The organism is Methanohalophilus euhalobius (assembly GCF_900215215.1).
In the GTDB taxonomy this organism is placed as follows: Archaea; Halobacteriota; Methanosarcinia; order Methanosarcinales; family Methanosarcinaceae; genus Methanohalophilus; species Methanohalophilus euhalobius.
This window is the reverse complement of record NZ_OBDR01000003.1, coordinates 62,932-87,294: the sequence shown is the minus strand read 5'-3', so window position 1 is coordinate 87,294 and position 24,363 is coordinate 62,932. Positions and strand designations below refer to the sequence as shown.

The window sequence follows — 24,363 nt, the reverse complement described above, 5'->3', positions numbered from 1 at the left end:
AAGAAATACTGGAAATATTACTCCATCTTATGTGAAATTACTCCAGTATTCTCAAATATTAAACTACCTACCACATCAAATTTATAATTAATCAACCAACTTTTTTTCCATAAATAAAATGATAGAAGTCCAAATTACATTTCCCTGCTTAAGTACAATATGCGGACTTATGTTAAGATTCTTTTCTAAATCTAAGTCAATAGGATTTAAGAGAAGAGATTTAGATATCCTGAAATCAATATCTCCTCCAACTAGTTTAAAGTCAGTTGATTGAAGAATATATTTTTTCAATTCATTGAAAGTAAAATATTCTGGATGGTGAGCATTATTGAGAATCAATTCGGTTGCCAAACATAAAATACCATTCGGTTTCAAAACACGGAACATTTCTGACATGGCTTTTATAATGTTATCCCTACTACCAAAATGCTCAATAGATGAAAGTGAAAATGCAAAATCAAAAGTATTATTATTAAATTCTAAATTTGTTCCATCCATTTGTGAAACTTTGAGATTATCTCTTAAATAAGGGAATGGTGCAAAATTTGACGGTGTAGTCAACATACTTGGATCACCTTCATTCGAAGGACTGTTATACAAATCAGTTGCAACCATCTTTTCAATTTTGTTTGCAAAATAAAACAATGGTCTTTCATAACCTGCACCTACCGCTATTGCATGACTTTCTGAGGTTACAACTCCAAGGGATTCAAGTCCATATATACACATAGCATATTCCCAAGATTTTCTATGGATGTAACTACCTTCCTTTAAATCACTCATAATCTGACTTAATGCACCCCCTACTTCCCAATCCCCAATATCACAAAGACGATTTAATGACCTTCTTTCAACAAGTCGCATATTAATATCGTTTTCCACTTGAATAGGACTTGAAATTTTAGATGCAATATCTAAATATTCTTTCATAGAATTCCTCTTTTTCTGCAAATTGAATTATATATATTCAGTGAACTCATTACCATAATATCTTTCGCATATTTTTTTTTCATCCGCATTATAGCCAATTCCCCTAAAATCTTTCTTTTCTCTTCATCGACAAGTAACTCTAAGATTGCATCAGCAAGTGATGAGGCATCATCAGGAGGAACAATAATCCCTGTTTCGCCATCAACAATAATCTCCGGTACACCACCAACATCACATCCAATTACAGGCTTTCCCCACGCCATCGCTTCTAAGTATATAAGTCCAAATGACTCATAAAGAGAAGGAGCTACGAAGATATTGCATTTTCTATAATAGTTTTCAAGATCATCATTAGAAACATATCCAATAAAATATACATATTTATGATATTTTTTATCGAGAATGTTTAATAGATGTTTTTTATATGAACCATTAAATGATGCTGTTTTTGTATCACTACCCACGATAGTGAACCGAACATTCGTAATCCGCCTGACTACAGCAGGAATCGCTCTAAATAATGTATCAATTCCCTTTCTTTTCTCAAGACGACCAACAAACAACACTTCAAGAATATCGTTATCTTGATCGTCAAAAGCCTGACTTTCAATAGGAAGGTCGATTCCAAGAGGAGAGACATCGATATTATTTTCGGAGACGTTGTGATGATCACAAATTAGCTTTCCAATGGCACTACTGATTGCGATAACTCGATCAGCACGCCTTACAGCTTCTCCTTCCATCCAATTTGCCAACTTAAAATCTTTATTTACATCCCATTTTTGGATTTCGCTTACTTTGAATAATGGAGTTTCAACTCGAACAACTAACGGAATGTTCTTTATAAGAGAGAAAACGAACCCTTCTGCATCCCACAAGGGAGCTTCAACAACCTGAATATTTTTGGTTTCAATCAAATTATTCAATTTTAGACATACTTCATAGCTGTAGGAAATGTTTTTGTGAGAGATGTCCATCTCAGGTGACAAAGGTAAAAAATCTATTTTTTGAGGATTAATTTTGTGTACAAAGACATTTTCATCCATATAATCATATTCCCTATCATTTTCAGATTTGGAAATTATATGCACTTCGTTGCCCAGGTCAGCGAGTCCATGTGCTAAATCATGTGTATATCGACATATTCCTCCATTACAATTTTTAGAGTATTCTTGGCTTAACAATGCGATATTGAGCTTATTACTCAACCCATTTGCTTCAATATTAATAGGATATTCAGTTATAGAATGTTTTTTTGATTTCTTTTCATTTTCTATGTTAAAATCGAGATATGAAATATCCTTATTTTTATCAAATAAATTCAAACTCAAACCATCTTTATAACCTCGAAACGCACCCTTTAATATTTGTTGATAAATATTTAATATAGAACCTAAAGTAAGTTCATTGTTAAAGAATGGTGTAACAAAATATATTATCCAACAATATAAAGAATAAACAGGTCGTGTTGTATAAGAAGAAAGCGTGTTACCAAAATTTTTCATTGTGTAATAAATAACATTTTTTATTATTTCAGCCCAGTTTAGATCATAAGGTGACTTTCTATTATGACCTTCCACCATATCATGTATCACAAAAGATTCTCTTTGATACACAATTTGATAGCCTTTATTAATTACCCGTGTACAAAGGTCACTTTCATCATGATAATATTTAAAGTATGGATCGAATCCACCAATTTCATATAATACACTTTTTTTAAATGAACAATTAGTTCCCATAAGTATTTGGAACTCACCTTTTCTTAACTTTTTAGTATCATCTCTGACTGCATTAGGTATCCCACATTTATTGATAACACCATTAGCAAATTGAATATGTGACTTTTGAGGACCATAAACAAGACCTCCAACTCCTCCTACAGAATCATTAGTATATTTGTCAACTAAATATTTCAACCAATTTTCATCAGCTGTTGCATCGTCATCAATAAATGCAATAATATCACCTTTAGAGTAACTTATACCCAAATTTCTTGCATAAGATAATCCATTTAACTTTTCTTGTCTAATTACCAGAACATCTTTAAATTTATTCAAAATACAATCTGTATCATCAGTTGAGGGTCCATTTACAACAATAATTTCTCTATTCTGATATGTTTGCTTATATAATGATTTAATACATCCATCTAAATAGTTACTACGATTATAAGTACAAACAACAATAGAAACAAACGGATATTGCATTTCATAACACCATATTTGATATCATTGAATTAATTTTTATTATTCAAACCTTCAATAATCTTAATCAACTTCTTGCCAGTTTTCTCTTTATCAAAAGCCATTAGTCTTTCATTTTGTTTTTGTATTATTCTTCCACGAATAACCTTTTCTTCAATTAAAAGATTAATTAATTCTGCTATTTTATTATATTGTTTTTTATTAACCAAAATTCCAGAATTATCTAATGTATAGGGAACCCCAGTGGAATTGTAAGCGATAATGGGAATCTCAAAATACATTGCTTCTAAAAGAGGAACACAAAATCCTTCATGTTCACTCATACACAAAAAGAGATGTGCTTTTTTATAATATTCTACAAGATCCTCATCTGTTACCATTCCAGTAAATATAATATGATCTCTAAGTCCTAATGTATCGATTAGATTCCTTAGATATTCTGAATAGCTGGATATTTGTTCGTTTCCAACAAGATATAATACTGAATTTGAATTTATGTAACGCTGATAATAATAAAATGTTTTAATAATATCTTCATGTTTCTTGTTTGGTGAAATTCTACCTACAAATATAATGTTAATTGTAGAATCAATATAAGATCTTTTTTTAAGGTTTTTTTCATTATGTGATTCAAATTTGTTTATATTGATTAATATGGGTAAAACATCGGTATTTTTAAAGCCATAATTTTCAAGACATAGGCGATTATATTCAGAGACTCCAACTCCAACTTGGAAATGTCTGAACAAATCTTTAAGTTCGTCTAAGCCTTTCGCACAACTATAGCTTAATGTTTCACAAAGTCCATCGAAGAATTTGGGAGGAGTTATGTTATGATAGAGTAATATTTTTTTGTCAGGCAATTTTTTAACAAAATCGGTCACATCCTCACTATATAATGAAAAATGATAAATCAAAATGTTTTGATCGTTTCCATGGTATTTATCTATCGATTTTGTATATTTTGACACTTTAGGATGTGTATGTTTTGCATAAATATTGGAATCAAATCCTTGCTTTCGCAAGAATTTCATGATTTCAATTGCATCATTACTCACCGCATCATGGCAACTCAAAGCTGGTAAGACCTGATTAATCTGCATAGATATTCACTTTTTTCCAATGACTAAATAATCCCTGTACCCAAACAAAAAATTATTTAAAAAATTTATATTGAAATTTAAAGTTTCCAAAATTTCATTATTTATTTGCTCGTTTGGAATATTACTGGGGTCGATTCTTTTTAATTTGCTTTCATCCGGTACCGGCTGATAAAAATTCTCTTGAATCTCTCTAAAACCACATGACTTTAATAAAAATTTAATTACCTCTGGATGAATATAGGTTTCATGAGTAGGATCCATGTTAAACAAATTCGTTGAGACTAAAACACTCAATATATTTGGCATAGACATCGCAATATATGATCCAAATTGCAATTTTTCATAACATAATTTTAATATTTGAAATAGTTCATTAATGTTTAAGTGTTCAACAACTTGTCCCATAAATATACCATCTATTGATTTATCATCAATAGTCATTAAATGACTCAATGCATCAATATTTTGAATACTTAACCCTAATTTTTCACAATATAGAACATAGTCCTCATTTATATCAATACCATAGCTTCCGACACCATTATTTTTGAGCAATTGTAAAAAATAACCTGTCCCCGATCCAATTTCTAATACATTATTGCAATTGTTAAAAAAAGGCAATAAGTCCTCATACATATTAGGGACATCAATAGGTTTTCCACCTTCTTTTGTCCATGCTTTGCTTACTTCTTCACTGAATGTAAAATAATTAATCGAACTTTCTTTTGATATTTCATCATCAAAATTAATAGGTTTATTATCTGAATTTCTTTTTTCCAAAATATTGGCAAGCCACGCTTTATTCTCGATGTCTGAGTTCATCGAAGAAATTACGGAACTAACCTGACTTTCAATCAAATCATTGATTTCAGATCTCAACTGATCGATCTTATCATCTATTTCGGGCCTCAACTGATCGATCTTACCATCTATTTCGGGCCTCAACTGCTCGATCTTACCATCAATCTCAGGTCTCAACTGCTCGATCTTATCATCAATCTCAGGTCTCAACTGCTCGATCTTACCATCAATCTCGGGTCTCAATTGCTCGATCTTATCATCAATCTCGGGTCTCAACTGCTCGATCTTATCATCAATCTCAGGTCTCAATTGCTCTATCTCATTACCTATAACATTTTCAAAAGCATTGATTTTCTCATTGACATTGTTGAGATAACGGGCAGTGCTTCCGTTGAATTCGGTCTGTTTCCAGATAATGGGATCGACATATCTTCTCACCTCACCATGAACAAGCTCTCGCCCTTTAACCAGAGGCTTCCCTACAACAGGCCGATGTGAACTGATGAAATAACTGTTGTTCTGGATATCCCAGTTTGCATTGATGTATTCAAGGTCTCGCTGAACATTTGTGCTACATTCAGGGCTATTCCCGGCAGGACCCATTTCTATCCCGTCTTGTGGATAAACACCAGCTTCCTTTCTCATGCGGATATTGTCTTTGATCTTTTTCATGATCTCTTCAACATCAATCTCATCATCGTGAATTTCAAATGTGTCCATTATCTCACTTCCATCATATCTTCCATTGACAGGGAATCTCAATAAGTCCTGCATCCATACTTGTCGGGATCACATCAAATGCATATTGCCTGTCATGCCAATCATACGTTTTTTGATCATGGGTATGTATTGCAACTGTCAGGAGGAACTGACCCGTAAGCATCGGGATCTTCTCAACCTCAAGATCGATATACCCCTCGCCATCTACATGATCGATTGATACTTTTCTTAACTCTGTGTTTGTACCGAACAAATGTTCCCCATTCTCTGAATAAAGTGAAATACCAAATACCGGATCCAGTACCTTCTTATGGGCATTATAAAATATTCTGATCACCATCGGATCAGACGAATTAAACCTGTTAGATGCATTCCCGAATTTGTCGTAAAACTTAACATCGGTAATCTCCACCTTCTTATTACTCTGGTGTGTACTTTCTTCGGAATTCTCTTCTGCAGGGGATGTATCTGCTTCTGTATCACTGCTAGACATGTTAGAAGCGTCTTCCCCATATACATACTGGTCTATCACTTTCTCAGTATCATCAAGAGCCACCTGTTCTCCGTGGTTGAGAAGCAATGTCCGGTCACAGAACCTGCGCACAGAACCCAGGTCATGGGAGACAAATACAATTGTAACTCCTTTTTCCCTGTACTGTTTTAGTACCTCCAGGCATTTCTGCTGGAATTCCATATCCCCTACAGCCAGGACCTCATCGAGCAGGAGGATCTCCGGGTCGTTCTGTATAGCGGTTGAGAAAGCCAGTCTTACCTGCATACCCGAGGAAAAATTCTTCAATTTCGTATCCCTGAATCTTTCAAGTCCTGCAAAATCCAGAACATCATCCAGTTTGCTCTCGATCTCTTTTTTTGGCATCCCCATAATTGTGGCATAGATCTTCACGTTCTCTGCCGCTGTAAGTTCAGGCTGGAAACCCACCCCCAACTCCAGGAAAGGTGTGACCTTTCTATTGACATTCACCTTCCCTCTGGTAGAATCCAGGATTTGGGCTATTAGTTTTAACAGAGTGCTTTTACCACTTCCATTTTCACCAATAATACCGATTGCTTCTCCGTCCTCAACTGTGAAATTGATATCCTTCAGCGCCTGAAATGTCTCATAGGGTGCAGGCTTGAAAACACCGGTCAATGCTTCGAATAAAGTGTTTCTTTTTTCATGGGGAATGCGAAATGATTTGTATAAATGTTCAACTTCAATTGCCGGCATTAAATCTCCTCTGCAAATCTTGGTTCCAGTCTATTAAAGATAGCATAACCCATAATGAGGAAAATTACTGATGAAATCAGCATGAATGTCAGATTCCCGACTGTAGCAGGCGATGAATATATGATGGTATGACGGGCTGATATTATCATTATTGCAACCGGGTTCAACAATACTATTTTCTGCAGGTATGCCGGGAATATATCTATAGTATAAAGGATAGGTGTCGCAAAAAATCCTGCCTGCAAAATGACCTGCCAGATGAACTGTACGTCCCTGTAGAAAACATTCAGTGCAGCAAGTGCCAGGGTCAGACCCAGAGATATAAAAAAGAGGAAAATCAGGATAAATGGTACATAAATTAAATTGGTAGATATCGGAACCCTGAAGATAGCCATAAATGAAATGAATATAAGGGATTCAAATATGCTCATTAGAAGGGCTGTTATACAGGAAGAAATTACAAAGATGTCTCTGGGAAAGTAGATCTTCTTAATCATATCCGCTTTCCCGACGATGGAATTCATCCCAATACTTGTCGCCCTGCTCAAAAAGTTCCAGAGAATTATACCAAGAAGCAGGAAAAGCTGGAAATACTCCACCTGCACCCTCATTAGATTGGAAAATACTACGTATAGAACTGTAAGCATCAGCATGGGTTCCAGAAGGGACCAGAAATATCCCAAAATTGAATTCTTGTATCTGAGCTTGAATTCGCTCCATGCCAGCTGCCAGATAAGTTCCCTGTAAGCGTAAAGATTATTCAGGTGCTTGAAGACCATTATTAATCACATTTTTAATCTGTTTTTCAAAGATTGATACATCGAACATTTTTGAACGCTCAATGCATGCATCCCGGTACATATCAGGTTCCTTCGATATGAGTTGTACAGCCTCTTTGATACTTCTATAATTTGCATCAACCAGTAGACCTGTATCCTCCGTTACCGTCTCCATAAAGCCTCCCTCATTTACTGCAACAACCGGCTTTCCACTTGCCATTGCTTCTACAGGGGTTAGTCCAAAATCTTCATCAATGGCAGTGCAAATGAAACCTCTGCATCTGGAATAGAGATCTCTAAGTTCATCATCCTTAATTTCCCCAATTATTTTAATATTTTCGGGAAGGTCATTATACAGGGTTCTGGCATAGCTTTCCGCATGATCCCCTTTTGCATACCCGCCTACAATTACAAGTTTTTCATCAGGCATTTTCCTAAAAGCCTCTATTTGTAAATCAATTCTTTTTTCAGGATACAATCTATTCACAGAAAGCCAGAAATCGCCATATTCCTCACACCTGAACATAGAAACATCAATTGGAGGATAAATTATCTCGGAATCTCTTTTATGATATTTCTTAATTCGCCTCTGGACATTCCCTGATATAGTAACTATATTGTCAATATCTTTCACAGAATGTTGATCCAGATGCCGGTGGCCATACACCCAGGCTCTGAATAATTGTCTTTTTACAAAATTCTGTCTTTGCAAAAAATTGTCATATAGATCGTAAAAGGCCCTGACAGGAGTATAGCAATACCACATATTCGGATGGTGCGTATGAGCTGCATAATGGCTCCAGTTACCGGTGAAAATCGAAAAATCATATTCTTCAGAAAAATCACTGAAATAGAATTTCCTGGTTGCAGATATCTGCTTTAATGGAGGGATTTTTCTGGTACTTCCCAGGGAGATTACATTCCCCTTTAAACCCAGTTTATCCACCGCGTCGGTGTCTGTAGTAATTACATCTGCATCAAATAAATCAGAGATAGTGGAAACAACCTTTTCCCCGCCTCCAATAGCTCCGAAATAATCATGAAATATTGCTATCTTCATGCTCTCTTCTTCTCATCCAGAAAATAGTTAAGTTGGTCTCTTATGATATCTTCAACACTGTATGTAGCCTTAAATCCAAGTTCCTGCACCTTTGTCGTATCAGCAAAGAGAATTGGAACTTCAGAAGGTCTGAATCTTTCCGGATTAAATTCAATAGGGACCCTCTTCTCACCGCAGTGAGCAATTATCCCTTTATCCTCAAGTAAGAATTCCAGTGAACCCTCAAGAAGCATTTTATCAACGTTGGTTTTCTCAAAGGCTACACCATAAAATTCAGAGTAATCCCGATCAATTGGATTATCAATAACTTTATTGTTATTCATACTTTCAATTCTGTCAACAGGCATACCTGCATTTTCAAGACTCAGGAGGATATAGGACAGCACAGATGTTGTGCGCATGGATCCCAGATTGTACACATCCCCATACTGGCCCTTGTCAGCAAGTACACAATAACCATTAATTATATCCATCACATGAGACCAATCACGAAATGCATTGACATTTCCGATGGTTATTTTGTCCAGATTTCCGGATTTTAATTCCGCTACCTGGTTTGTCACAACTGATGTAACAAACATGATACCCCTGCCTGCTCCTTCATGATTGAATGCTCTTGATACGACAGTGTTAAGACCATATGTATAATGATAATTCCTCATCAGATAATCACCATATACCTTGCTGACAGCATAGGGAGACATTGGACGAAGGGGGTTTGTTTCTTTTATGGGGACTTCAGGGATCTCAGGTTCCGGGAATATTTTGCCATATTTTTCTTTCATAAGGCTGTAATGTTCTTCTGAATTAAACACAAGGCCGTATTCCTCGGAGGATCCTGCAAAGACAATAGTAGGATTTACTCCTTTAATTCGCACTGCCTCTAATAAATTATGTGTACCAAGTGAATTAATCTGAGATGTTTCAATGGGGTGTGAAAATGATCGGGGTACAAAGGATTGAGCTGCCAGATGGAAGATCACATCCGGTTGTGAAACATCCAGAGCATGAGCTAATCCCGTGATATCCTCAAGGTTTCCTTCAACAAAATTAATTCCATTCTGGATATTTTTGTAGCTTATATTTTTTGGAATTGTACCGTCTGCTTTTCTTCTGATAAGCCCGTATACATTTGCCTCCTAATCAATAAGATACCGGGCCAGGTAAGAGCCCACAAAACCACTTACACCTGTAATCAACACATTCCGATTTTTCCATTTCATGAATTTTCTCCTTTAATATTTATGACCTCAATCCATTGATGATTCACTCAATTATTACCTTTTGATTGGGAACACATTACACACAATTGAATATTTTTTGTTATATAAATATATACTATTGGTTTCATAATCTCTCTTTAAACAGTACATTCACAGCCACCCACATTTATGCGAGAGAAATCCTGCACCATCATAATATTATTGTTTTTAGATCTGCATCCACTATTCAGATATACATACCTACATCAGGGAAGATAGAGAATGAAATTTTAGATATTAAAAGATTGTTATATATTATTTAGATGACCTGGAAATATATTTATATGTGCAGATCTATAATCAGCCAGAATGCTATTGGGCTGAGCCTATGATCGATCGCAACCAAATTATACACAGCAAACTAACACTTTTATTTCTGGTACTGGCATCCTTTGCCATCAGAGCAATTTCCTCGTTGACAGTTTTTGCAGATGGAAAGGTAACCTTTACCGGGATGGATCCTTTTTACCACATGAGACGAATTATATACACTACTCTGAACTTTCCCTCTACTTTAACCTTTGATTCATATCTTAATTACCCATATGGTTTTGATATAGGCTGGCCTCCCCTTTATGATCAGGCAGCTGCGTTGTTTGCTATGGTACTTGGTTTCGGGAACCCGGACATCCATACTATCGAGGTCGCAGGTGCTATTTTTCCCGCCCTGCTGGGAGCATTGACCATCATACCCATCTATATTATTGCCTCCAGCCTCTTTGATAAAAGGACAGCCCTCTTAAGTGCGGCTGTAATTTCCCTTATACCGGCGCACCTGGCAGTCTCAAGAGTTGGGGCTACCGATCATCACGTGGCCGAAATCCTGCTCTCTACAACCGCATATGCCCTTTTCATGCTCTCCCTGAAGTACGGAAAGGATGCAAATCTTTCATTCTCCAGCATCAAAAAAATAGGTTCACAGAGGTCAATTGCAAAACCACTGGTTTTTGCAGGGGCCGCAGGCATCGTCCTGGCTCTTTCTGTATTCACATGGCTGGGATCGCCCATATTTATCGGCCTGATTGTACTGTATGCGCTGGTCCAGTTCATGCTAGATCTACGGCAGAAGGTATCCTCCGAATATCTTGTGATCAATACACTCACCACCTACCTGGTGACCCTTATTGTTATCACACCTTTCATCTCCACCCTGATCCGCCCGGGTTACGAATTCAGCGGAATGTTCCTTTCCTGGTTCCACGTACTGTATGTGGCGGTCCTATTGGCATCCATAATTGTACTTGGAGCAATCTCCTGGATTATCGGCTCAAAGGGTCTGAAATGGTGGTACTATCCTGTGGTTGTCATAATGGTGGCCGGTACCGGAACAGCGGCTCTTTCATTCATCTCACCGGAGTTATATCAAAGCCTGACTTCAGGCCTTCTCTATCTTTTAGGATGGGGAGAAGTCCTCGGAATGATCACCGAAGCACAGCCGCTCATCTATGACGATGGTTTTACATTAACCCCTCTCTGGCATACCTTCGTCATATTCAGCATAACTGCAGTAATTGGTTTTAGCCTTATCCTCAGAAATGCAATCAAAGATAAATATCCCCCGGAAATGGTATTCTTCATAATCTGGTCCTTTATTGTAACAATACTTGCATTATCCCAGACAAGGTTTACATATCTGCTCTCCATAAACATCGCAATATTAACAGGATACTTTATAATTGCAGTCTTTGATCTTTTTAAGGATGACTCAGACAAGGACAAAAAGAAAAAGAAAAAACGGTCAAAAAACACATCATCTAATATTTCTTTCTGGCAAATTGGGTATGGCACATGCATTTCAATAATATTTATTTTAGTTGTAGGCTTGCTATTCTTTGGACCTACTATCAGTATCCTGACAAACCCCGGGGTTCCACCATCTGACTGGGAGGAATCCCTTGACTGGCTGGAATCCAACAGCCCAAAAACATCATATTATCTGGACCCTGTAGAAAAACCTGAATACGGGGTCTTAAGCTGGTGGGACTATGGGAACTGGATTCTCTATATGGCAGAAAGACCGCCTGTTGCCAATAATTTCCAGACAGGACTGAAAGATTCAGCCAGATTTTTTGCAAGTTCAAATGAATCGGAATGCGTATCAATATTGAAGAAAAGAAATGTAAGATATGTAATCACTGACACTTCAATGGTTGCAGAAAAGTTCACACATATAATGAATATTGCAACAGGTAATTCTTTTACTAATAATGAATTCGAAAGATTTTACATGAGTGAGCAATTCATGGATACGAACCTGGCAAAATTACATATTTCAGACACCGCACAAATTAGCAATCTCCGGCTGATATATGAATCCAACAGTACTTCTCAGAGTATGCATCTTGGATCCAGAATCGATAACTATGAAAACATCAGTAACATCAAAATTTTTGAATATGTACCCGGCGCCACAGTTGAAGGGTTTGCCAGACCTGACAGGGAAGTCCATGCAAAAACAAATGTAACCCTGAGTAATGGACGCATTTTTGAATACTGGAATACAGCTACCACAAATGAATCTGGATGGTATGAGTTAACCCTCCCATATTCAACAACAGGCACACCATACAATGCTAAAGTAGAAAACTATAGTATCACAGCAGATGCAAACACAAGTATGATTAAAGAAGTAGAGGTTACTGAAGAAGATGTAATTTCAGGAAACCGGCTGAGAAATGATTTATTATAATGCCCACAGGCGTCCTGAACCAAGACCTGTAGCCAGATAATTGCATAAAATCCCCTAAACCTGCCATTACCTGTTCAAGGATAATTTATGAAGAGAAGGAATATAAAACAGCTAAATTTAGGCTCTGTAAAGGGCCTTTCCCTTTATTCTTGTTGACATATTATTATTTATTACATTGATTTTTTGCTAATGTAATTTTGGTCATAAAAACACAAAGGTCATGAATGTGTTTTGTTTCAGATTGAAAATTTGGAACTCCCATTAAATCTGTGAATTAATGCGATGATGGTGACGGCGTTTTGTTTCAATTTGCATCAAATGAGGATGTTAAAAAGAAAAAAGGTGGTGGACTGAGGGCGGAAGCTATCTAAAAATAAGCAGATATTTCAGAATAATTGTCCGGGAAACAGGCTAGTAGAGTGATAATAAGAACAAATTTTATAGAAGTTCTGGAAGAGGAACGTTGATCAGAATCCTCTATAGATTGTTTGGCATCGGCCACATAAGGATTTTGTCCTGCAAAACCACTGTATTTCTAGTATTTAGAATGGGCTTGCTTCCAGTTTTAGAAATCTCTGAAATGAATATCTTTATTAGATATCTTTTCATAATTCATTTTTATGGAATTGGCTATACTTAATGATATTATCATTGTTTTTGGAATATCTATTTTTGTGCTTTATATATGTAACAAACTTCATATTTCTATTATAGTCGGGTTTCTGGTAACTGGTATTCTGGTGGGTCCTGATGGGCTGGGATTCATAAATAATCCTGATGATATCAATATCCTTGCTGAGATAGGCATTATTCTTTTGCTGTTTACCATCGGAATGGAATTATCTCTAAAAGAACTCTGGAATATGAAGCGTTCTGTGATACTTGGAGGAGGACTTCAGGTTCTTTTTACAACCCTTGGAACTCTTTTTGCAGCTACATATCTTGGTTTTGGTTTCAGTGAATCCCTTTTCCTGGGCTTTTTGATATCTCTGAGCAGTACAGCAATTGTGCTCAAGACACTCCAAAAAAGAGCCGAATTGCATAGCTTGCACGGTCGCACAATCCTTTCTATATTATTGTTCCAGGATGTCATTGTAGTGGCAATGATTGTGGCAACTCCGTTTTTGGCAGGGGTTGGTGGAAATGATGCAAACTCAATTATTATGATTCTTCTGAAATCTCTGGCAATTATTATATTCATTATGTTTTTTGCCAGATGGCTGATCCCCCATATCCTACATCACATTATCAAAACCCGTAATCCTGAAATGTTCTTGCTGTCTGTGATTGTCATATGTCTATCTATTGCCATGCTTACTTACAGGGCGGGACTGTCCCTGGCATTGGGGGCTTTCCTTGCAGGCCTTGTGATATCTGAATCTGAATACAGTCATCAGGCACTGAACAATATTCTGCCCTTTAAGGATGTTTTTTTGAGTATTTTTTTCGTATCAATAGGAATGCTGCTTAATGTACAATTTTTTCTGGAAAACTCCTTACTTATATTACTTGTAACTATTGGGGTTATGTTATTCAAGGGAATTGTCAGTGGTTTTGTTTCTATTGTTCTGGGATATCCCCTTCGCAATTCCATTCTAACCGGTATGGCACTTGCTCAGGTGGGTGAATTCTCTTTCGTCCTTTCAAATTTCGGGGTTGAGTATGGTCTCCTGGACAACTACCTATACCAAATGTTTCTGGATATTTCCATTCTCACAATGGCAGCTACTTCCTTTTCCATTTCCTATTCTCCTTCTGTGGCTGCCAATATTCTCAAACTACCTATACCACATCAGCTCAAGTACGGTTTTGCCCGTAAAGATGTCACAAAGATGTACGATAAAAAGGAAAAAATGTCTTCCCATCTTATCATCGTAGGTTTTGGTTTTAATGGTAAAACAGTGGCAAAAGCTGCAAAGGCAGCGGGTATTCCTTATCTGGTTATTGAAACCAATCCAGAAAGTGTAAGAGAAGGTATTTCAAAAGGAGAAAATATTTTTTATGGGGATGCGACCCAGGAAGGTGTACTCGAAAAGGCTGATATTGATTCGGCAAAAATAATGATTGTTGGTATCTCCGATGCAACGGCAACCCGCAGAGTAATCTGGCTTGCAAGGAAAATGAACCCCAACATTCATATCATTGCACGAACACGTTATTTACAGGAGATGGGTCCACTCTATGAACAGGGGGCTAATGAGGTTATACCGGAAGAATTTGAAACTTCTGTGGAAATATTTGTCCGCCTGCTCAGACGTTACCTTGTTCCGGAGGACCAGATAAAAAAATTTATAGAAGATGTCAGAGCTGATGGATATGACATGTTTCGCAGTATTTCGCATAACCCCTTAAGTTATGAGAAAATGCAGTTTGACATCCCGGATGTGAATATAGTCTCTCTCCGTGTGCCACAGAGGGCTGATGTGGTAGGGATGACCCTTGAAGACCTTTCCCTCAGACAACGATTCGGAATTACAGTCCTGGCAATTAGGAGAGGGGTGGAAATTATCACAAATCCCGGAGGGGATATACGTATTCTGGAAGGGGATATTCTTGTGTTACTGGGAAGTCATGAAGATATGAAAGAAATAGGAGACTTTTTCACGGATCTAAGTGAAAAAAACACAAAAGATACTGAGGAATAATATGGAGCGGGAAGTAGGGCCTATTCTTGAGAAAATTAACCGTAAAGAAGCAACAGTTCTCACCTCTCAGGAAGTTTGTGATATAATTGATGCAGGGGATGATGTTGGTTTTGGGGATGTTGATGTGGTGACTGCTGCCACCAGAGCGATAATGAGTGGAACTTATGCAGTCCTCTCATTTCCGGTAAAAACCGGGGAAAAATTCACCCGCGCATCAGCTGTAACCATAAATGGAGTGGATTCCCATGTGGGTCCATGTCCCAATGAAAGGCTGGGTATCCTGGACTTGATGGTTTTTGGTACTGCACACAGCCATGATAGGGAAAATTACGGAGGAGGCCACCTTTTCCGGGATATTGTGGAAGGTAATCCTGTGGATGTCGATGTAGTTACCGATGAAGGGAAGAAATATTCAGATACAGTATCCATTGAAGATATGCCATACGCCCGGCTGTTTGCAACGCGTCATGCATTTAAGAATTACAGTGCCTTTGTGAATTTTTCTCCGTCTACTGTTTCCACTATTTTCCATGCAACCACTTTTGCACCAGATGCCACCGAAGCCACCCTGTCGGGGTGTGGGCAAATAAACCCTGTAAAGAACGACCCACAGCTCCATGGTATCGGCGTGGGAAGTCGCATTCTTCTCAATGGTGCGGAAGGTTTCATCCTGGGTTCAGGAACGCGTAGCAGCCCGGAAAAACCCAATCTGATAGCAACTGCGGATATGCATTCCATGGAGGCTGATTATATGGGAGGTTTTGCTACGTCTGCAGGTCCGGAATGCATTGTTTCCTGGGCAGTTGCAGTGCCTGTAGTTGATGATTCAGTATTCGATGCTATAAGGCAAACAGATGGTGAAATCCCGCTTCCTGTGATGGATGCTGATCGCAGGGTAAAGGTTGCAATAACAAGTTATGCAGATGCATGGAAAGATGTAGATATTGAGGTAGCTTTCAATCCCGGCAAATGTCGTGGATGTGATGTATGTGAACCCATGAAAAAATGTCCTATGGAATCAATCTATTTCAACGGGGACAAAGTAGTACTGAACAGGCACACATGCTTTAACTGCGGTCTCTGCTCCACTCTATGTAGCGATGTTTTCAGGGCAGACCTGGGCAGTCTTAAATTCGATTATGAAGGGAAAAATATGGATGTCCCTATTGTTGTGCGCCAGTCAGATCGCAAACGTGCACTCATAATGGCTGAAAAATTAAGGGACAGTATAAAGGACGGTACATTCATCTTGAATGGGATGGTGGAGAGGATATCTCCATAAACCGCTTAATTATATCTGCAGGACAGAGGTGGATAACAGGCACCTTCTTGTTGCCGGGTTCGGTCTTTACTACCAGGACACCACTATCCATTGTATCCAGTTTCTCTTTAAGGTCTGACTTATCGGACACCATGGCAACATTTTGTACGCCGGCTCCCAAAGCAACTTCTTTGAGGTCTGTCAATCCTGCTGTCGCAGTTATTTGATTGCCCGTAGAGCCATATGCACCGTTATCGATGATTACAAGGAGATAATTATCCGGATGCTGGTTGGCTATTGTTGCCAGGCTTCCCATATTCATCAGGACCGACCCATCACCATCAATTGCGAGAACTTTCCTGTCCGGTCTTGCCAGGGCCAGCCCGAGCCCGATGGAAGAAGAAAGGCCCATTGAACCAAGCATGTAGAAATTTGCCTTTCTGTCACATATTTCGTATAATTCTTTTGAGGGGAATCCGATATTTGCAATGATCAGAGTATCTTTATCTCCCTCTTTTTCAGCAAGAATCTCAAGTGCACCGTAGCGTATCATGATTCCCTCCAGAAACCTATACTCAACAGGATAGCTGCTTGCTTTCCTTCTTCAAATGCTTTTTTAGTGGCTTTTTCGATGGTTTTTTTGGCCTGTACAAGATGTGGTTTGTATGCAGGTATATCCAGGACTTCGAGTAGGTGAGGTGTTTTTTCACCCATTGGTACCTGGGCGCAGATGGGCTCTCCTTCAATTCCCCTGTGACTTATAATTATCAGTAAAGGGATGTTGTATAGGCGATTGAGAGATGCCAGGGCATTGATGGAATTTCCCATTCCGGAATTTTGCATCATTATGGCCGGTTTTTTCCCTCCCATATAGGCCCCGGCGCAGATTCCTATGCCTTCCTCCTCCCGGGTGGCGGGAACGTGGATTATGTCCGGATCACTGTCGACCATGGGAATGAGTTTCTGGAGGTTGGCACACGGTACGCTGACAACAAAATCAATACCTGATTCCTTTATACCCTTGAATACTTCCTCGGACGGGTCCATGTAGCCTCATTCCTTTATTCGAATTTGTCTTCAGCTTTTTGTATGATTTTAGCGGGCGCTTCACTGTCTTCAGGGGATACTACGAGATCAGGCTCAAGCCTGATTGTGGCAAGTTCTTTTAAAGCTCTTTTAACTCCTCCGCCGGTGATATTGAGCATTATGAGTTCTGATCTTGATACCTTTGTATTCCTGACAGCTTTTATCAGGGCAGCTGTGGCCACAGCTGCTGAGTACATAATGTCGATACCTTCAAGTTCTTCAAATAGCAACCTGGCTTCTTCGGCCTCTTCATTGGTAATCCCGTAAAGGTCCCCTCCTGTGGCTTCAAGGGCATCTCTCACTCCCCCGCCCACCGCATACGGAGGTTTGCGGTTAAACAACACGGTGTCGTACATTCCTTCTGGACATTTCGGATCCACAGCAACCCCCTCATGTAACTGTATCAATGGAGCACAGGGGAAGTTCTGGGCAAGATGTAACTGTGGCAATTTATCTCCATATCTGCCGTCCTTTTTCAGGCGCATAGCTGCTTCCCAGGCAGCAATCCCGCCGGTTCCACTGCCCACTGCCTGGAAATAGTGGTCCGGCAGATGTTTCATGGTCAGTGTTGCATCCAGCATTACTGTTCCCATGCCATCACGGCGTGCTACGTTCCTGGCACCGCCTTCCGGCATGAATTTTTCCCTATCGGTGATTTGTGCGGCAATGGAGATAGCGTCATAATAATCCCCTTTTACCACTGCAACACAGATGGAAGATGTGGATTTTGCAGGAATCCAGAGTTTTTCCAAGGCATTTTCAGGTACTACCAGAAGCAGAGGAAGTCCGGTAATAGAAGATACATGTGCAAAGGCCCGGGCAGTGTTGCCAGCGGAGGCAACTACCAGTATCCTTTCTTTTTTCTGCTCGCTTACCCTCTGCATAGTGGGATATGCTTCCAGGTCCTTGAAACTGCAGGTTCTCATATAGGCTTCTTTTTCAGGCCAGTAACCGTTAAAGCTTATGAAAAGGTTCTCAAGGCCGAGTTTATCAGCAAGTTTCTCACTTTTGTAGGTTCTTGTTTTGCTGCTACCTTTTTTGATTACGCCTTCCACAGGCAACCAATTGTAGAATTTCCATATTCCGGGAAGGTCACAGGATTCGAACTGCTTTTTTGAATATTCAGTTCTTAAAAGGGAGCCATCAAGGGGGCATAGCATGTCATATTTGCCATAAGTTTTGCCACATTTTGGGCAGATGAGTCTGTATTTGTCCATATAATGGAGTTTGCTGGTGGTCTTATATATCTTGTCCTTTCAGCCAGCAGGAATTTCCTTTAAGGAAAAAAGAAAGGGATTCTTTTGGTAAAACATCCCCGATGTACTTTCAATGATTATTCACAAATATGCCGATTATTTCGAATTCATTGAATACGTCTTCCTCATGAGGCGCCTCTTCCATTTCTTCTGTAAGGTCGATGCCACCTTCATGCATGCCCTGATGATCCCCGGCCATCCATAACTCACTGTTTGTTACATCATAGACCTTGCCATTATAGGCAACATAGATTTCATCCCTGTCTTTCCCATTGTATTTGGCCAGACCATCCGGTGTAAATTCTTTCATGAAATCTCACTCCCCTGTATTGAGGTTAGTCTTCTACTTCCATTGCATTAATTATATCGTTGACCGATAGCTCCCCCTTTGCAGCTCTTTTGATCATAGGGTAAATGTAGCTGCAATCATCCATTGCACTCCAGCGTTTTTCACCGACACGGTGAATAATTTCATCCAGGATTTTTTCACATTTCTTGCAGTATTCACTGTCTGCTTCTGCTCCGCAAATAGCACAACTCATAAAACTCCTCCATAACTCCAATTGGTGTTAAAGTTAAAGAGGTTTGTGGAGATTTATATCTGGAAAGTTTACAAACCAATTTTAACATTTAGGATTTGATTTACCGGACTGGCAGTCGGAAAGTAACTCAATGCCCTTGTCTGTCAGCCTGTATTCATCATTTTCAATCCTGACCAGTTCCCCGTTGAGCAGGAAATCGATGTGGTATTTCAGTACAGAAGGCTCTTCATCGATGTTTGCGGATAATTCATCTGTGTTGATTCCAAAAGCACCTATAGTTTTGACTATTTCCCTTCTTAATGGATGGGATGCAGCTTTATTTAACATGTCATGCTCTTTTTTGACAGATTCACCTTTTGATGGTTTCTGCATAATTACATCGTCGAGTTCATCGTAGTCATCTTCCATTGTTTCAACCTCTAGTATTCATAATGATTAATAATTTATATTTTTGTTGGCTGTGTTCTTGGTTTTTATTGTAAATGCAGATTCTCTATGACCGGGATTATGAAATTATATTGTCATTATTGAACGGTGCTCTGGTCAAACTCATTTTTAGCGATTTCTTTTATCCTCTTGATAATTGACTCCAATCCATTCGATCTTGCGGGTGAGAGATTTGATTTCAATCCGATTCTTTCAATAAAGTAAAGATCAATGTTTGCAATCTCCTGAGGATGCCGATTGTTTACGACCCTGAGTAAAAGGGCCATGATCCCTTTGGTTATCATGGCATCACTATCGAGATTAAAGTTCAGTTTGCCATCTCTCTTATAACTTTGAATCCAAACTCTGGATTGGCATCCGCTGATTGTATTTTCGTCGGTCCTGGAATCTTCATCCATGGGTTCAAGTTCTTTGGCCGAAGTGATAAGGAGGTCATACCTGTCAAGCCATTCAAGGCCATCAAATTCCCTTATTATTTCATCCTGGATAGCATCTGTCACGTGTACATCATCTCTACTTTTTCAATCCCTTCAATAAGCCTGTCCACATCTTCTTTTGTATTATACAATGCAAAACTTGCTCGTACTGTGCCTTCTATTGCGAAGGATCTCATCAATGGCTGGGCACAATGATGCCCTGTTCTCACAGCTACTCCCATTTTATCCATTATCAGACCTGCATCATAATGGTGAACCTGATCCAGATTAAAGGAGATTGACCCGCACATCCGGTCAGTATTTCCGTAAACAGTCACATTATCCATCTCCAGCAGTCTGTCTCTTGCGTAAGAATAAACGTCACTCTCATGCTTTTCTATATTATCCAGACCTCTTTTTTGCATGTAATCAATTGCTGCACCCATACTTATTGCTCCTGCAATGTGCGGTGTGCCTGCTTCATATCTTAAAGGAGGCTCTTGGTATGTTGTTTTTTCAAGACTTACTTTATCAACCATACCTCCTCCGCCTTTTGCCGGCATGAGATCACTGAAGCGATCGCTTGTATAAAGCATTCCCACCCCGGTATCTGCATACATCTTGTGACCCGAAGCAGCCAAAAAGTCACAACCGATATTTTTTACATCCAGGGGCAAATGCTGTATTGACTGGGCTGCATCCACCAGAACCGGGACATCATGATCCTTTGCAATTTCAGTTATCTTCTTGATATCGTTTACAGAACCAAGAACATTTGAGACATGACTTATAGCAATCAATTTTGTCTCCTTTGTGATATCTATAGAGTCCAACAGCAAATTGCAATCCTCATCCATCTGAATTGCCCTTAGTTTTGCTCCTGCCATCTGCCAGGGAACGATATTTGAGTGGTGTTCCACACCTGTTACCAGGACTTCATTTCCCTTTAAGGAAGGTTCAAGCGAACGTGCGACCTGATTTATAGCATCGGTAGTCCCGGCAGTAAATGTCACTTCACCGGGGTTGCGAGCACCTATGAAGTCACTTACCTTTTTCCTTGCTTCTTCATACTTCTCACTGGACCTTTCACTCAGGTAATGCACTCCCCTATGGATATTACTGTAATCTGTCTTATAAAAATCAGATATGGTATCAATCACAGAGTTTGGTTTCTGGGTTGTTGCTGCGTTATCAAGATAAACCAATTGTTTTCCATAGACTTCTTTATCAAGTATTGGGAAATCTTTTGCAAAACCTGTCATTGTTTCACCATTTCAACAAGGGAGAACCATTTCTTATCATCGTTAAAGATGCTTTCCACAGAAAGTCCTGCAGCATTTGCCATTTTATTGATACCGTCAACAGTATATTTATGGGAGTTCTCTGTGTGAATGGTCTCGCCTTTATTGAATACTATCTGATTTTTTAAGAAGGGGCTTGTTACTTCCAGGTCTTTCTTTGCCTTCAGGTGCATCTCGATTCGGGAATATTTTTTATTGAAGAATGCAACATGCTCAAATTCCTCCGGATCGAAATTAGTCATAAGGTGATCATTTGCAACATTCAGTATGTTCTTATTGAATTTTGCAGTAATCCCCTGGCTGTCATTATAGGCTTTTTCGATGATGTCAATATCTTTTACCATATCCACTCCCAGAAGAAGCCTGTCGTTATTATTCATGACTTTGCCAAGGTCTGTCATGAATTTCATTGCTTGTTCTTCAGTAAGATTACCGATTGTGCTTCCGAAGAAACAGAAGAACCGTCTCCTTTTTGCAGGGATTTTTTCAATATGCCCAAGGAAGTCGGCAGTAATCCCATGGATATTCATTTCAGGATACCTGTCCTGAAGATTACAGGCAGATTTCTCTATAGCTTGTTTGCATACATCAACCGGGTAATATACTATAGTCCGGCGAATCTCTTCTGGTATTTCATCAAGAAATACAGAAATCTTTGAACAGTCCCCGCTTCCAAGCTCTACAAGATCGCAGTTTTCCAATTCATGTTTCAATTTTTGAGCAGTTGACCTGAGCAATGGGACCTCGACCTTTGGAGGATAATATTCGTCCAGTTTGGTGATTGTTTCAAATAACTCAGACCCATGATGGTCGTAAAAATACATAGAAGGAAGTGTTTTTGGATTTCCCCTCAGGCAATTGATGAGCTCTTCGCGGATGGAACTTTCTCCAACTTTGGGCATAAAATCGTCTATGATCATTTTTCAGGGACCCCGGTTTCAAAAGGAAGGTTATTATTGCTCCATTCAAACCATCCGCCGTCATAGACAGCTGCTTTATTCCAGCCCATGAGCCAGGCATTAAGGAAGGCTTCACTGCCCCTCCAGCCAGTTCCACAGTAGAATGCATTGCGCTTGTCGGGGGTGACTCCGATCTTCTTCCACTTAGCTGCAACTTCCTGGTATTCACGCATGGTATGGTCCAGATTCCTGTAGTTTTCCATGTGGTAGGCATCTGTTCCGCAATCACCGAATAATGCTCCCGGAATCCTCCCCTTCTTTTCAATATAATTATAACCACTTACTTCTCCAATATGCTCCTTCCAGCTTCTGACACTCACCAGGTTCTTGTCAGGGGATGAAAGAATATCTTTTGCTTCTTCAAGGTCAACAGCAATTTCGGGTTTTTGAGGGATGTCAACTCCAAACGATACTTTCTCGTTTTTAGAAGGAACTGTAGTTATTTCATAATCAGAATCCAGCCATGACTGAAGACCGCCATTGAGTATGCGCACATCTTTCACACCTGCATAAAGCATGATGAAAGCACATCTCATTGCACCGAGATGGCCTGCGCTGCTTCCAGGGAACGGATCATCATTATTTGGTGAAGAGAATTTTCCATAAAGTATGACTGTTGTATCATGTGCTATGCCTGCCTCTTCCAGTGCATTCTTTAATTCCTCAGGTGAGCGGCGATTCCATGTCTCTGGAGACTCAAGGGAGTTTGTATCAATTGGGATTGCTCCGGGAATATGGCCTTCATCATAATCCGAAGGGTTCCTGTAATGAGAATGACATATCACGAATTTATTATTATTGTATTTGGGAGCATTATTTGTTGTGATCAATTGGTTAAGCCAATCCGCTGAAACCAGATGCTTATATCTTTCAAGATGCTCCATGGGCAAATCTTTTTCTGCCCATTCATAAAAATCGTTGAAAACAGTTACGTCGGAGTATCCGGCCCTTTCAAACTGTTTTGCTACTTCTTCTACTCTCTGGCTGTCATACCCATAAATTACCAGAGAATCCTCTGGCAGGATTCCTTTAACTCTGACTATCTCTATCCAGTCAATATAGTGTAGCCATTTATAGGGCAGTGACTTTGCGCCCTTTATGTGTCCGCCTCTTGCCTCTGCCCCTTCTTTCCATCCATTATAGGCGTCAATGGATCTTATATCAATTACCTTATAGTAGTCCAAGTCTTCTGCTAACTGTTTAGTTGTAATTTTCCTCATACTGTATAATTGGTTTAAATCTTTATATATTATGGGGATTCAATTTGAAAAAATCGTCTTTTACAAGATTTTCTGGTATCATCTAGGTGTATTTTATGATCTAACAATTACAAAATAATATGCGGAATTATAGGTAGGCTAGAAAACCACAACTTCTAAAAATTAATAAACTTTATATGATTCAGTTTAAAAAAATCAGTTATATTAATTATGCATCTAGCTTATCATATTGAAAAGGTGTCATGGTTAAAATTAATTGAAATCTATTTAAGATAAACTGGAAAATAAAGATATTAAATTTGAGTTTTTGCTAAAATTATATAAATAACTTTATTTTCTAATTTTTAGGTAATTAAACATCCCCTATGCTATAAATGGACTTTACACAAATTCACGATTTAATAGCTGAAAAAATCAGATTACAGCAATCTTTCCTGCCTCTGTTATCGAA

General features: G+C 38.9%; 20 protein-coding genes and 1 pseudogene. 3 read left to right on the top strand and 18 right to left on the bottom strand.

Annotated features, from left to right (window positions below; translation table 11 throughout):
- Positions 1-87: 87 nt before the first annotated feature.
- The 8 genes and pseudogenes from CP947_RS04275 to CP947_RS04240 all read right to left on the bottom strand — a co-directional run.
- Positions 88-930 carry a class I SAM-dependent methyltransferase gene (locus CP947_RS04275; protein ID WP_096712010.1) on the bottom strand — a complete coding sequence of 281 codons (843 nt, stop codon included), beginning with the start codon at positions 928-930 and terminating at the stop codon, positions 88-90.
- Positions 927-3,140, bottom strand: coding sequence for a glycosyltransferase (locus CP947_RS04270; RefSeq protein ID WP_096712009.1), 2,214 nt, complete (start codon positions 3,138-3,140; stop codon positions 927-929). Before CP947_RS04270 ends, CP947_RS04275 begins: the two co-directional genes overlap by 4 nt.
- 29 nt (positions 3,141-3,169) lie before the next feature.
- Complete coding sequence (locus CP947_RS04265) at positions 3,170-4,240, bottom strand: glycosyltransferase (RefSeq protein ID WP_096712008.1); 1,071 nt, start codon at positions 4,238-4,240, stop codon at positions 3,170-3,172.
- Between the two features lie 6 nt (positions 4,241-4,246).
- A complete protein-coding gene (locus CP947_RS04260; RefSeq protein WP_164909005.1) occupies positions 4,247-5,761 on the bottom strand; it encodes a methionine biosynthesis protein MetW in 1,515 nt (504 codons plus the stop codon).
- A 13-nt stretch (positions 5,762-5,774) separates the two neighbouring features.
- Positions 5,775-6,989, bottom strand: a complete 1,215-nt coding sequence (locus CP947_RS04255; protein ID WP_096712006.1) for an ABC transporter ATP-binding protein — start codon at positions 6,987-6,989, stop codon at positions 5,775-5,777.
- Complete coding sequence (locus CP947_RS04250; protein ID WP_164909006.1) at positions 6,989-7,768, bottom strand: ABC transporter permease; 780 nt, start codon at positions 7,766-7,768, stop codon at positions 6,989-6,991. The genes CP947_RS04255 and CP947_RS04250 overlap by 1 nt, the downstream gene beginning before the upstream one ends.
- Positions 7,746-8,828: a glycosyltransferase gene (locus CP947_RS04245; protein WP_096712004.1), complete on the bottom strand. Its 1,083-nt coding sequence runs from the start codon at positions 8,826-8,828 to the stop codon at positions 7,746-7,748. Before CP947_RS04245 ends, CP947_RS04250 begins: the two co-directional genes overlap by 23 nt.
- Positions 8,825-9,949 (bottom strand): annotated as a pseudogene (locus CP947_RS04240) (GDP-mannose 4,6-dehydratase); the annotation flags it as partial. The gene CP947_RS04245 and the pseudogene CP947_RS04240, both read right to left, overlap by 4 nt.
- A 469-nt stretch (positions 9,950-10,418) precedes the next feature.
- On the opposite strand from CP947_RS04240, the gene CP947_RS04235 reads away from it, so the two are divergent.
- From CP947_RS04235 to CP947_RS04225, 3 genes are all read left to right on the top strand, one after another.
- On the top strand, positions 10,419-12,779 hold the full coding sequence (locus CP947_RS04235) for an oligosaccharyl transferase, archaeosortase A system-associated (protein ID WP_096712003.1): 2,361 nt from the start codon (positions 10,419-10,421) through the stop codon (positions 12,777-12,779).
- A 620-nt stretch (positions 12,780-13,399) separates the two neighbouring features.
- A complete protein-coding gene (locus CP947_RS04230; protein ID WP_096712002.1) occupies positions 13,400-15,424 on the top strand; it encodes a cation:proton antiporter domain-containing protein in 2,025 nt (674 codons plus the stop codon).
- Position 15,425: 1 nt separating this feature from the next.
- Positions 15,426-16,706: a methanogenesis marker 16 metalloprotein gene (locus CP947_RS04225; RefSeq protein WP_096712001.1), complete on the top strand. Its 1,281-nt coding sequence runs from the start codon at positions 15,426-15,428 to the stop codon at positions 16,704-16,706.
- On the opposite strand, the gene comE is transcribed toward CP947_RS04225, so the two are convergent.
- The 10 genes from comE to CP947_RS04175 form a co-directional block, all read right to left on the bottom strand.
- Positions 16,669-17,238 (bottom strand): sulfopyruvate decarboxylase subunit beta, encoded by a 570-nt coding sequence (comE, locus tag CP947_RS04220; protein ID WP_096712000.1) that lies wholly within the window; start codon positions 17,236-17,238, stop codon positions 16,669-16,671. The genes CP947_RS04225 and comE overlap by 38 nt on opposite strands.
- A complete protein-coding gene (gene comD / locus CP947_RS04215) occupies positions 17,235-17,732 on the bottom strand; it encodes a sulfopyruvate decarboxylase subunit alpha (protein WP_096711999.1) in 498 nt (165 codons plus the stop codon). Before comD ends, comE begins: the two co-directional genes overlap by 4 nt.
- Positions 17,733-17,746: 14 nt before the next feature.
- Positions 17,747-18,988, bottom strand: a complete 1,242-nt coding sequence (locus CP947_RS04210; protein ID WP_096711998.1) for a cysteate synthase — start codon at positions 18,986-18,988, stop codon at positions 17,747-17,749.
- Between the two features lie 109 nt (positions 18,989-19,097).
- Positions 19,098-19,337, bottom strand: a complete 240-nt coding sequence (locus tag CP947_RS04205) for a cytochrome b5 domain-containing protein (RefSeq protein ID WP_096711997.1) — start codon at positions 19,335-19,337, stop codon at positions 19,098-19,100.
- A 25-nt stretch (positions 19,338-19,362) separates the two neighbouring features.
- Positions 19,363-19,569: a hypothetical protein gene (locus CP947_RS04200; protein ID WP_072360651.1), complete on the bottom strand. Its 207-nt coding sequence runs from the start codon at positions 19,567-19,569 to the stop codon at positions 19,363-19,365.
- Between the two features lie 81 nt (positions 19,570-19,650).
- Positions 19,651-19,977: a winged helix-turn-helix domain-containing protein gene (locus tag CP947_RS04195; protein ID WP_096711996.1), complete on the bottom strand. Its 327-nt coding sequence runs from the start codon at positions 19,975-19,977 to the stop codon at positions 19,651-19,653.
- A gap of 116 nt (positions 19,978-20,093) precedes the next feature.
- Positions 20,094-20,516 carry a SufE family protein gene (locus CP947_RS04190; RefSeq protein ID WP_096711995.1) on the bottom strand — a complete coding sequence of 141 codons (423 nt, stop codon included), beginning with the start codon at positions 20,514-20,516 and terminating at the stop codon, positions 20,094-20,096.
- On the bottom strand, positions 20,513-21,694 hold the full coding sequence (locus CP947_RS04185) for a cysteine desulfurase (RefSeq protein ID WP_096711994.1): 1,182 nt from the start codon (positions 21,692-21,694) through the stop codon (positions 20,513-20,515). The genes CP947_RS04190 and CP947_RS04185 overlap by 4 nt, the downstream gene beginning before the upstream one ends.
- Positions 21,691-22,653, bottom strand: coding sequence for an L-histidine N(alpha)-methyltransferase (egtD, locus tag CP947_RS04180; RefSeq protein ID WP_096711993.1), 963 nt, complete (start codon positions 22,651-22,653; stop codon positions 21,691-21,693). The genes CP947_RS04185 and egtD overlap by 4 nt, the downstream gene beginning before the upstream one ends.
- The gene (locus CP947_RS04175) at positions 22,650-23,912 is read right to left on the bottom strand and encodes a rhodanese-like domain-containing protein (protein ID WP_096711992.1); all 1,263 of its coding nucleotides are present in this window, start codon (positions 23,910-23,912) and stop codon (positions 22,650-22,652) included. Before CP947_RS04175 ends, egtD begins: the two co-directional genes overlap by 4 nt.
- Between the last annotated feature and the right edge of the window lie 451 nt (positions 23,913-24,363).